This window comes from Anabaena sp. CCY 0017 (assembly GCF_963920885.1).
Classification (GTDB): Bacteria; Cyanobacteriota; Cyanobacteriia; order Cyanobacteriales; family Nostocaceae; genus Nodularia.
The window spans coordinates 1-10,697 of sequence record NZ_CAWUDG010000053.1 but is presented as its reverse complement, the minus strand read 5'-3'; the positions used below and the strand labels follow the sequence as shown (position 1 = coordinate 10,697).

Sequence of the window (10,697 nt, the reverse complement as noted above, 5' to 3'; positions counted from 1 at the left end):
ATTTATTGGCGATCGCTCTTCAAGTAGGGTCATCTCACAAAATCGCGTTGCTCCCCTGGAGTATTGATGCCATCTGACTCCAATAGGCGGATTGCTTGTACGGTAGATAAATGGCGACCTTTGCGGTTAGAGGTACGTATTTTAATGGCAGCAATTATTTCACAGTACCGTTCTAGTCCGGCTTTGGGAATTACACGCGGGACATCACAATCAACGCGGCGCACTGACCGAACAATATTGCGCTCCCGTAGTGTCCGATACACAGTATCTTCGGAGATGCCATACAGTTGTGCTATTTCTTGGACTAATACCCGACGAGATGAACTGCGCGGTGGTAGCTGGTCTAAACGGCGACGTAGGTCTACGATGGCATCAATTGGTATTTGTTTCTTTGGCATTCTATAATTTCTCCACCAATTTTTCGGGGCGTGGGTGGAGATGTTTGCGTGACAACCAATCGTAGAGGGTGGAAGGTGAACAATCGACCAGTTTGGCAATTGAGCGTTTGCTGATGCCTTTGGCTAGATAGCTGCGAATTTCTGCTTCTCTTGTGTCGAGTTTCAAATGTGTAGATTGTCTTCCTTTGGGTCGTCCCAATGTTTTCCCCTCGGCTTTGCGTTTGGCTAGTGCTTCGGTTGTTCTGAGTACAATCAATTCCCGCTCGATTTCTGCTGCCAAGCCCAAAATTGTGGCTGTAATTCGGCTTTGCATTGAGTCATCCAGTACCATTCTTTGTTTGGCGATATGGACGTTGATTCCCCGACGCACGCAGCACTCAAGCATTTCTAATACTTGTAGGGTGGAGCGTGCCATGCGACTGACTTCTGAGAAAATTACTACATCTTTAGCTTGCGCTGTTTGAGTTAGTAGTAGTCCTACGCCTCGAACAGACCATTTTTCTCGTCCAGAAACGCTGTCTTCTATAAATTGGATGGGACTCAAAGCATGGGTGTTGGCGTATTCTAAAATGCCATGTCGTTGGTTGTGTAGGTCTTGGCGATCGCTGGAGACTCTCAAATAAGCATAAATAACCATAGCCTCGTTGGCTGTCGGTTTAAACAGCTTTATATATTTAATCAAACGGTATTAGTTCAAATTAAACCACAAAAAGCGTACATATATGTCCAATGTAAAAGTTCGTATAATTTGGACACTTTTTGAGAGATAAATGCTGTGAACTCTACTGCGCTTAGGTTACAGCTTATTTGCAATTATTGTGGTTTCATTTGCAGTTATTGTGGTTTGTTTGCAGTTCGCTACACCTAAACTTGTACCGCTAAATTTTTGCTCATTCCAGGCGTAGGAGATACCTTTACTCTTGCCGTTGCGTGTTAATCCGTGGCGCACTTCTACACCCAATAATTGCAATCTTTCAATCATTTGGGGCATGGTTGGTTGGTCTACTGTGGCGCGGTCAATTAGTTCAATTAGTTGGGTTTTGATTGCTTGTTGTGGCGGTGTGTTTCTCTGGCCTTGCTCGTATTCTAGTTGTTCTCGCTCGATGCGTCGTTGTTGTCCTATGCTGGGGGCGCGGTTGAGTTTTTCTTTACTACTTTGAGCCTGTTGTAAACTGTATTCTAGTTCAAGCTGGCGAATAATTTTTTCGGAGCGCACGTATTCCCAGCTATCACTGGTAATTTTGCCATTGTCTAGGCTGATTCGGCTGGCGCAAATGTGTATATGGTCGTGGTCGCGGTCGTTGTGGCGGTAGATGGCGTATTGATTGGCTGTGTAGCCCATTGCCTCTATATACTTGTCGGCGATTTCGCACCATGTCTCGTTATCTAGCTGTTCGCCTGGGGTGAGTGAGAGGGAAACATGGTGAACTACTTTTAGGGCTTCTGGGTTGAGTTGTCGAGACAGTCGAAATTCTCTGGCTAGTTCGGCGGCATTTGTGCCAAACATATTGCCACCAATTAAGGATGACTTTTCTCGGTTTTCGAGATAGTTGAGGAGTCCGCGAAAGCTTTTACCTTTGGTTTGGTTGCCAATCATTCTGTCTCCCAGTCTTCATCTTCTTCCTCGATGTCGTCCTCATCGGTGGGGTCGGTTTCCATTTGGGACAGTTCTCGTCCTATCTGTTGTAGGAGGTTGCGTAACTGTGCTAATTCTTCTGGGTCTGCGGGTGGGTGCAGTCCCATTTTAATGGCTGTGTGGGTGGCTCTGGTAAGTTGATTAATATTATTACCGATGCGGGATAATTCGCGGTAGGTTGCCAGGGTGATTTTGCTGGTGCGTTTGGGGAGGGGTTTGAGTAATACGCTGCGTCGGGTGAATTCAGCTATTGAGAGTCCTGCGTCTTGTGCTTTGAGCTTAATCATATCGTGTTCAATGGCGTTGACACGAGCTTCTAGGGTTTTGGTACGCAGGAGGTTTTTGTCCAGTTTAGGGCGCATAACTGTGGGAGGTGGGGGAGGGGGTTTCCAAAGGGGGAGGCTTCCCCATTTGGCAAGCCTGTCGTCCGAGCGGAGCGAGGTTTGCCGGAGGCAAAAGACACGGCTTGCTTCTAGCTACGCTGCGGGGGGTAGGCGACAGGTAAGTGAGGGCGGAACTGCGTGGGGGTAGCGGGGGCTGGGTTTTGGTGATTCAGGGGGGATGAAGGACAATTACAGCGTAGCTGAAACATAATAATTATATCAGTGTTAGCTGAATTACTACGAGGGCGTATTGGGAGGGACAAGGCTATGGTTAGCAACAGTCAGCAAGAGTCGGCTAAAGTCGGCATCGGATGAATATAGCGACGGCGTAGCCGGACATGAAAAGTAGATCAGCTTTTAATAAATGATGGTAATGGCGTAGCCAGAATGGGAGAATTATATCAATATCTAATAAATGACGGTGGCGGCGTAGCCGGGAGTGGTCAGGGGGACAATCAGCATCAGTTAAACCACATCAGTTAAATGATGATAATAGCGTAGCCAAAACAGGAGAAATATATCAATATCTAATAAATGACCTTGACGGCATAGCCGCATTAGGAAAATTACAACCAGCGTAGCTGGGAGTGGTGAGGGAGAACAATCAGCATTAGGTAAACAGCATCAGTTAAATGATGATAATGGCGTAGCCAGAACGGGAGAATTATATCAACATCAGTTAAATGATGCTGACGGCGTAGCCGCATTACGAAAATTAAAACCAGCGTAGCTGCAATCGGCTGAAATTTTAGAGTTATACAATCTCAAGAATAGGGGAAAATATATAAATTATGATGACCAATTTTATTTCATAGCAATGGTTGAGCCAAAAGATTCTGAGAAGATTACTAAGGGCAAGATTGATGAGGCGATTAGCGTCTTAAAAGAGCAAAAGCCGAAGGAGCGCGAGGATGTATCAGACAGGGAAGCTGTTCGCAAGATGAGACGGTACATTGAGAAGCTGACTTCTGATAAATATGGCTACACTTACGATGAAGTTTCAGAAATGTTGGCTGGGCAGGGCATCAATTTAAGTGGTAGCCGGATTAAGTATTTAATAGGTGAGTTGAGGAAAAGCACTCGTCGCCGTCAGAAGACTTTTTCAAGCGAGAACAGTAGTACGTCATCAAATCCGGCTACTGAAACTGAACCACCATTGGTAAATAAGAAGAGTGAGAATATTCTAAGTTAAACTCAGATATTACCTGCGACTAGGGGTAAAAGTAAGAGAAAAAATCAGCAGTCAGGCACTTTTCACGCTCTCTTGAATTGTTAATATAAAATAAAAAAATGGGTGAAGCAAAACGACGAGGTAGCCTTAATAAAAAACGCGCCTTGCAGAAAAAATATCAATTCATAACATTTTCTGACATAAAAACAGACAACTTTAATCCAATTTACTCAGAAGACGAGCTGGAATGCTTAATCCAAAGTGAACATTTTAGATACTTAAAAGAAATTGACGATAGCTATCAAGTATCTCGGCTTTTAGCGAGACAATTAATTGCTGCGGAAAATTATCCCCAAATATGCCTTGAACAAAAAATAATTATTGAATTGCTCAAATTCTCTATTAATGACAGAACAAGAGGTGATAACAGATCGCCTTATTGTGGTCAAAATTTGGAGCAAGTCCGATCTATCGGCGAAAAATTAAACAAATTAGGGGGATTTGATTTGATGCATCTAGCTGGCGATCTTGTTCCTATCTACGACCAGCGAAATCTTGATCATGCTTGGAATGGAATAGGTGATTGGAAAGCCTAACATTCCATTGGCATCTCGGCGGCCACCCTACAAGGTTTCAAAAAGCTTTTCAAGGCATAGTGAACGGGACGCTCACTCAATGATTAAGTAGACAATCATGAAGAAGAGCATCTTTTACTACTGATAGGTCAAACCCCAAAAGTCCAGCTTTTTAGGCATGAAAATCAGGGCGTTTCTTGCGGAACGCTACATGATGCCTTCGACGAGCGCAGCTCTCGCCTCAAATCACTTCACAAAAATTAAATTTAACTAAATTTTAGGTAGGCAGTGGTGGCCAACGCCTGAGTTGCTCCAAAATTTCTACTGGTAATATTGATAACAACGATTTCATCAGAAAGGCTTTGATATCAATAGCTGAACTATCTAGAATCCTTTGGAACGCTTGACAGCTAAAGACCTGAGCCATCAGCACCACCTCTTTAACCACTTGTTCCGGTTGTTTTGGATATTCTCGTTTCAGCAGTGGGAGATATTCGTCAACAAACCATTTTTCTTCCTCCGTCAAAACCACTGAAAAAATATTACCAGTTCTATATAAGGAGCTATATAGGGTTTGTAATATTTTTTTGAGATGCCTCCAGCCCCCAAATTCTTGAGCAATTTGGCTGATGTATGACTGGCTTTTCCCGACTTTTTGGGCTATGGCTTCAATGCCAATTGTTTCACCAGCCTCTACCATCTGCCCAAATGCTTGGAAAATTGCCCAGTGTATTTGTTCTGCGCCTGTACCCGCAGTGGGGGTAATTTCAAAAGCTGTGGAGGTGACTAAGTTAGCCCCTGGATAGTAATCTAGTAAGTAAGATAAATCTTTCTCACTGACGATATACACCGTGATTTGCTCATCAGGGCGACGGTTAGCACGGGGGCGACCGACGGCTTGGACTACCTCAGTTTGTACAAGGTGGTCAATATATGCCTGAGCATCCATCCCTACACCCTGTTGAACCAGGGTGCTATGGATTTGATTTACAGCACCTATGTTTTGGTATGGTGTACCGATTAATAGCAGCGCATCATGTTCAATGTAGGCGTTGCTGCCTCGGTTATCGACAAACCAGTAACCATCACCGTCTCGTTTGGCTTTCTGGTGGTCAATTACTCCGATTTTTTGGTGTTTTTTCGTCAGTTCTTCAATTAACGCTGCCAATTGTGCTTTTTTCTTGGGTGAGCGATCGCGTCCACACAATCCCAATCCAGTTATCTGCTGAATTGTTAAGTTTTCATAACTGGGGCGATGTTCACAAATCACTAAGATGTCTTTGGGGTCGCACCCAAGTTGTAAAGCCATGCTTTCACGGGTAGCGGTGGCATCCATGAAAACCACAGCATCAAATGCTGCCAGTGTTTCTCTTTGGCGAGTCACTTTTTGCGGGATCATTAATTTGCGGTCGCTTGTGATTCGGAGCGCACCTTGAGTGATCCCCACCAACATTTCCAGTAGTGGAATTAGCCATCGGACAGGGAGAGAAAGTAAGTTTTTATAGATTTCAGCTGTGGACTGAGCCTGAAACGCACCTCTAATATATTTGAGTGTTTCGCGGTTAACATTTTTCTTGTCTCCCTCTACGCCATTGAGAGTAACACTATCGGCTTCTTTTACCAATTCTTCGATGTCGGGTTCAAGTGCTTTTAGTGACTCCAGAATCTCTGGTATATTGTCGGGTAAGGTTGGTAACATTTCCCGGATTTGGGCATCGTTCCAACCGTAGTATGTTTCTTGGTTGGGCTTAATGTCGCCACTAATGAAGGAACGTACTGGGAGGATTAGCTGTTTAATTTGGTCGTAAACTGCTGGTAAATGAGCCTGCACTTCCATCATGGTGCGGTCAAAGTCTTGTAAGCCCACTTCAATGAATTCTACGGGCTGAATTTGACGGCTGGCTTCATCTACGAAGGCGACAGCATTGTTAATGTCTTGTGGTTTAGGTAGGGAGTTAATATTTGCTCGGATGCGTTCTGCGGCTAAAGCGTCACGGCGATCGCATCGGAAAGTAGTACCAGGGATACGCGGGAAAATTCCCCCCATGCCATCACTACCAGCACAGTTGGCGCGGAACTTGCAAGTTTGGCAGATGGGATTAGATTGCGCTTCTTCGTTGACTACTGTGTATCCTTTTGCTGACAAAATATGAAACAATGTGGTACGGGGGCAATTGCCTTCTACATTCGGCTGTTCTCCTGGTTTAGGCCAGCGTATATATGGGTTGCCTAGCCCTGTGAGTTTGGTGAGGTCGGATACTAAGCCATCATTCCGCACTGGTAAGTCCGTCCAGGCTTCGATGGTGGCTGTGGTGGGGTTACGGTGGTCATTACTGAGGTAGTACAGGGTATTTACACCAAAAATATCTGGAGTCAATAACCCGACATGGTGCGATTTACCAGCACCAGTGTGAGATGTATCAAGGATGAATTTTTTACCAGTTGCGATTGATTCCGGTACAGCGCTTTGCGCGATTGCCTCCGGCACAGCGCTTTGCGCTATCGCCGACTCCAGGGCGCTCCCTGCGTTCGCGTCTGGCACTGTGGAGTTGATTGTCTCCGGTACTGCGTTCGGTGCTATTCCCGACTCCAGGGCGCTCCCCGTGTTCGCCTCTGGAACTGTGGAGTTGATTGTCTCTGGTACTGCGTTCTGCGCGATTGCCTCCGGTACTGCGCTCTGCGCTATCGCATTTATATAAATCTGTGTTCGGTCTTCAGCTTGAAACCAAATATCTACGTCTAAATTTGCGTGTGTAGTTGGTTTGGGTGTGCTTCCGGTTGCTGCTGCTACTCCGGGTGCAGCTGTGGTTGGTTGGGGTGCGGGTTTAATTTTCTGAGTAAATTTCCCGACAAAATTTCGGGCTTTATCGAAACCACTTTTTAAAGATTTAATAAAATCTTCAATTTCTCTATTTAGTCCGTGGGTGTTTAACCATTCTTCCCGGCTGATAGTCTGTGAGTGATTAGCTAAACTCTGGCGTTTGCTTTGTTTACTGTCGCGCTTATCGCTGTTGATGGAATAATCCCTTTCCACTTTGGGGAAAGAGAAGCCGTACTGTTTGGCGATGTAGAATAGTGTACCAATGGTGATGCCCGCACGTCGGGAGCGTTCAAAGCTCCTAATTTTGTCTCGAATGTTCCAGCTTTCCCCTTTGATGCTTGGAGACCACTGCTCTGCTATGATTTCGGCATCAGTAGCCCCGTAATGGCTGTATAGTGCCATTAAGACCTGTAAGCATTCCTGATAATTTCCCGACCCCATGCTGCGCTCAGGAATGTATGATAATGCCTGTTTTATCAGCTGGTCTATATCCCAGTTGTTGGCTTGTGCTTTCTCTTGGAATTGGATACGGCGGGAAGTAATTTCAGCTATGCGTCGCTCATACTCAATTTTCTCCTGGTGAGCGATCGCTACGGCTTTAGTTATCCATTCTGCTGGTAATGTTGCTTCGGGGTTGACTAGGGGAAATTCGGCTTCTGAACTGCCATAAAATACACGGGAAGCATCTTTACACGCGGGGTCATGGGGCAGTTCTTGCATCAAGGATCGCGTACAAGCTTCTACCGTATCAGCACCCTCAACATATTCGGGCAGAAGGAAAACCAGCCGAAATTTATGCCAGTCTGGTTTGTGACTAGCTGTCGTATAAATTAAAGCACAGTGTTTTTGGATGAAGGGATGGGCTAGTGCTTCTTCTATGGTTAATTGGTGTTTGTAAACTTTGATGTAGTTGCCGTTAGAGTCTTTGATTGGTTTGCCTTCAAGATCACGGGCGATATCGGAATTATCAATATCGAGTAGTAGCCAGTGGGAACCGATGACATTGGCTTTACTGCGCCATTTCCCGCCTAATAAGCCAGCACAGATGGCGTGACCTGCTTTAATGTGTTTCTGGACATCCGCTAGAGTGCCTTCTGTATCTCGGAAGTTGGCGGCTAACTTTTTAAAGTCCCAGTCTTTATTTTTTCCAGTGGCGTTATACGCAAACCTGATGATGTTGGGCTGTATAAACTCTTGTGCTGCCCCTGGAGCTTCAGCCTGTTTAGCTGTTGGTGGTTGCGGTGCTTTTGAGTGGTGATTTTGCTGTAATTCTAACATTTTGTCCATCCTCCTTGATGTGTAGTGGAGGAATTGGAGCTATCCGGGGTAGTAATCTTATATACAAGCTTTTGAAAATATAAAAAGATAAAATTCCTGAATTGCTCTTTCTATCTGGGTGGCCAGTGTTACAATGGCTTAATTTTCCAAAAAGTTTGATAAGATTATTGTTAGGGATATGAATCACAATTTGTTATAGATGTGAATCACAATTCCAACCGGGATATTAATTAGGCTCTCAAACCCAATCCCCAATTCCGTTTGAATAAAATTTGAAAACTCCGTTGTCCTAGCAGGAAGCGGGGTTTTCGCCGTTTATCCTATTCATATTTGCTTAACCAATTTCTAACAAACTCAATTACCTCCGACTCTTGAATGACAAAAGCACTGCCCTTTCTCTTGAGAACCAGAACGTTCATGTTTCCTATCTCCGTATAAAGATGTTGATTATGTTTTGGGGATGCCTTAGTAGGAGGCCATAAAACCAAAACTTTTGCTGTTGGTGTCTTTTGAGCTTCACGGGAGGACATCTGAAACTTGTCTCTATTTTTGTCAAACCAGCTTTTGTAATCTGCCAGTTCAACCAGAGGGCAAGGTTTCCAAGTCCCTAACCGATTTTTCTTTCTTCTCACCTGCAAAACCTCTTTGGCTTCGTTGTAGACAATTTCGCTCTCTCCTTTGGATCTAATGGAGATAAACAGGTGAGTTTTGCCAGGAAATCTGACAAATAAATCGATAGGATTCTTGTCCTCAATCTTCAGCACCGGAAAGACTTGTATACCTTTGCTTTTAAACTCCTTCAGAAGTAGGGCTGTCAATTTTTCCAGACGTGCAATCTTTTCAATGCGTACCAAAGGCTTGTAAGCCCACGCAAAAAGAAGCAAGCCAGCCGGAATCACTGCGCCTGTAGCCAAGGCAGAAGCACTAAGCGCCAGAACCATAGCTGATTCGGCATTTTTCGCCTCCCTAAGCATCTCTAACGCCGGTTCATTGTGCGGCGGAAGTTGAAAATCGCTTAGTCGGTCTTTCACGGTAGTCATTGGAGACACCAAATACTCATATCAATACTACCTCTACTGATGGTAATCCTTCACACGGCATTTTTTACCAAATAGCCATTTATAAAGATATGGATGAAAAATTAAATATGTTTTGCAATTGGTTAGCGATGCCGCGGAGCGCACCTGGACGAGGCAATTGCTTATGTCGTTTTCGTTTGTCCACTGAGGGTTAACCGCTTTACCTGTTGTTTCTACGATGGTTTCCAGTCCCCATACTGAGAAGTTTTGAATTTCTCGCAGTACAAAGAAACAAGGATTCAACCTTCACGGATATATCAAGTAACTGGATTCAAGCTATTTTGACATATCAAGTACCTGGATTTACCTGATATGTGCTATTTTTCCTCCGTAGATGGTTGTTTCTCATCTGGCAAGTAGCCCTTTTGAATGAGTGCATCTCTCAAAAGCCTGTTTATAGCAGCATTCCCGCTTATTAATTCATCCTCTGCATATGCGTTGAGCGCTTCAGAAATTGGTTGCAGCAATCGCAATGATTTAAATGTGGCCGGTGTTTTCTTTTTAGGCATCGCATCAGCATGGTTGTAATACCTTAATGGTAGGGCTTTAGTACCATTCTCCAGAAAACCATGCTAAACCCATACTAAAATAGTATGGGTTATGCTATATTACAAATAGCAGGTAATCAAGGTAATGGGAGTATCCAAATATTGAAATATGGCAAGTAAACAGTATTGCCAGAGGTTCAGGCGGCTAAAGCAGATATACTGCAATGTTTACGGTCAGACAATCTCAGACCTTACTTGGTACAGATTGACCGCACAGTTACGGCAATTTCTCAATTTTGATGTGGCTAGCCCTAGCGCTGAGATGGTAATAAAGACTATTGCCAGCATGAAGCGATCGCATAGAAACTTTCGTGTAAATTCTGAAGACTTCGCCGAGTGCTGGGCATTGTTTCAGCACTACTATCAACAAAATTCATGGTTGACCTGTGCTGAGTTTTTAGCAGAATTAGCCACCAAGCTAAACCTTAGCCAAGTATCTAGAACATCCAGATACAACTGGTTTGTTAATGCTGGTATCCCTTACAAAGCGGCTAAGAAATATCAAACTTCAGAACTGGCGCTGGTAGCATTCCAGGCTGCTAAGTGCATCAAATCCCGTGAAGTTAAGGCTATTAACAATGCAACGCTAATAATCAATTCACTCGTCACGAAATAGGATCTAAATTAAATGCCTAATTTTTACAACAACGTCAAAGTCAGGTTGAATAAAAGCGGCTATAAAATCGCTAAAGCTGAGATTATGGCTGCTGCTGAATACCTGAGAATTCAAGACACCAACAATGCAACAACCGAGCTGACGGGGCGACAAACAAGTCTAAAAACAAGACAGTGTAAACAATGTAACGAT

General features: G+C 44.2%; 11 protein-coding genes. 4 read left to right on the top strand and 7 right to left on the bottom strand.

Translation table 11 applies throughout. The features are described 5' to 3' along the window. Positions 1-29 precede the first annotated feature (29 nt). The 4 genes from ACM0OW_RS25310 to ACM0OW_RS25295 form a co-directional block, all read right to left on the bottom strand. On the bottom strand, positions 30-398 hold the full coding sequence (locus tag ACM0OW_RS25310) for a hypothetical protein (protein WP_414553420.1): 369 nt from the start codon (positions 396-398) through the stop codon (positions 30-32). 1 nt (position 399) lies between these two features. Further along, positions 400-1,080, bottom strand: a complete 681-nt coding sequence (locus tag ACM0OW_RS25305; RefSeq protein ID WP_414553418.1) for a recombinase family protein — start codon at positions 1,078-1,080, stop codon at positions 400-402. Positions 1,081-1,194: 114 nt separating this feature from the next. Next, positions 1,195-1,995, bottom strand: coding sequence for a relaxase/mobilization nuclease domain-containing protein (locus ACM0OW_RS25300; protein ID WP_414553416.1), 801 nt, complete (start codon positions 1,993-1,995; stop codon positions 1,195-1,197). Then, positions 1,992-2,396 carry a plasmid mobilization protein gene (locus ACM0OW_RS25295; protein ID WP_414553295.1) on the bottom strand — a complete coding sequence of 135 codons (405 nt, stop codon included), beginning with the start codon at positions 2,394-2,396 and terminating at the stop codon, positions 1,992-1,994. Before ACM0OW_RS25295 ends, ACM0OW_RS25300 begins: the two co-directional genes overlap by 4 nt. Before the next feature lie 838 nt (positions 2,397-3,234). On the opposite strand from ACM0OW_RS25295, the gene ACM0OW_RS25290 reads away from it, so the two are divergent. Next, complete coding sequence (locus ACM0OW_RS25290) at positions 3,235-3,609, top strand: hypothetical protein (protein WP_414553414.1); 375 nt, start codon at positions 3,235-3,237, stop codon at positions 3,607-3,609. 98 nt (positions 3,610-3,707) lie between these two features. Further along, positions 3,708-4,184, top strand: a complete 477-nt coding sequence (locus tag ACM0OW_RS25285) for a hypothetical protein (RefSeq protein ID WP_414553412.1) — start codon at positions 3,708-3,710, stop codon at positions 4,182-4,184. Between the two features lie 256 nt (positions 4,185-4,440). Here ACM0OW_RS25285 and ACM0OW_RS25280 read toward each other — a convergent pair whose 3' ends face one another. The 3 genes from ACM0OW_RS25280 to ACM0OW_RS25270 form a co-directional block, all read right to left on the bottom strand. Then, on the bottom strand, positions 4,441-8,262 hold the full coding sequence (locus ACM0OW_RS25280; protein WP_414553410.1) for a PriCT-2 domain-containing protein: 3,822 nt from the start codon (positions 8,260-8,262) through the stop codon (positions 4,441-4,443). Positions 8,263-8,582: 320 nt separating this feature from the next. Then, complete coding sequence (locus ACM0OW_RS25275) at positions 8,583-9,302, bottom strand: hypothetical protein (protein ID WP_414553408.1); 720 nt, start codon at positions 9,300-9,302, stop codon at positions 8,583-8,585. A gap of 356 nt (positions 9,303-9,658) precedes the next feature. Then, the gene (locus ACM0OW_RS25270; RefSeq protein WP_414553406.1) at positions 9,659-9,850 is read right to left on the bottom strand and encodes a hypothetical protein; all 192 of its coding nucleotides are present in this window, start codon (positions 9,848-9,850) and stop codon (positions 9,659-9,661) included. Positions 9,851-9,998: 148 nt separating this feature from the next. Here ACM0OW_RS25270 and ACM0OW_RS25265 point away from each other — a divergent pair, with 148 nt between their 5' ends. Continuing rightward, entirely contained in the window at positions 9,999-10,505 is a 507-nt protein-coding gene (locus tag ACM0OW_RS25265; protein WP_414553404.1) for a hypothetical protein, read from the top strand. A gap of 12 nt (positions 10,506-10,517) precedes the next feature. Beyond that, a partial coding sequence (locus tag ACM0OW_RS25260) for a hypothetical protein (RefSeq protein WP_414553402.1) occupies positions 10,518-10,697 on the top strand: 180 nt, incomplete at its 3' end.

Excerpts from the sequence above, each read along its gene's own strand:
- ACM0OW_RS25310 (WP_414553420.1), bottom strand. The coding sequence starts at position 398 with ATGCCAAAGAAACAAATACCAATTGATGCCATCGTAGACCTACGTCGC.
- ACM0OW_RS25300 (WP_414553416.1), bottom strand. The coding sequence starts at position 1,995 with ATGATTGGCAACCAAACCAAAGGTAAAAGCTTTCGCGGACTCCTCAAC.
- ACM0OW_RS25295 (WP_414553295.1), bottom strand. The coding sequence starts at position 2,396 with ATGCGCCCTAAACTGGACAAAAACCTCCTGCGTACCAAAACCCTAGAA.
- ACM0OW_RS25290 (WP_414553414.1), top strand. The coding sequence starts at position 3,235 with ATGGTTGAGCCAAAAGATTCTGAGAAGATTACTAAGGGCAAGATTGAT.
- ACM0OW_RS25285 (WP_414553412.1), top strand. The coding sequence starts at position 3,708 with ATGGGTGAAGCAAAACGACGAGGTAGCCTTAATAAAAAACGCGCCTTG.
- ACM0OW_RS25280 (WP_414553410.1), bottom strand. The coding sequence starts at position 8,262 with ATGTTAGAATTACAGCAAAATCACCACTCAAAAGCACCGCAACCACCA.
- ACM0OW_RS25275 (WP_414553408.1), bottom strand. The coding sequence starts at position 9,302 with ATGACTACCGTGAAAGACCGACTAAGCGATTTTCAACTTCCGCCGCAC.
- ACM0OW_RS25270 (WP_414553406.1), bottom strand. The coding sequence starts at position 9,850 with ATGCCTAAAAAGAAAACACCGGCCACATTTAAATCATTGCGATTGCTG.
- ACM0OW_RS25265 (WP_414553404.1), top strand. The coding sequence starts at position 9,999 with ATGGCAAGTAAACAGTATTGCCAGAGGTTCAGGCGGCTAAAGCAGATA.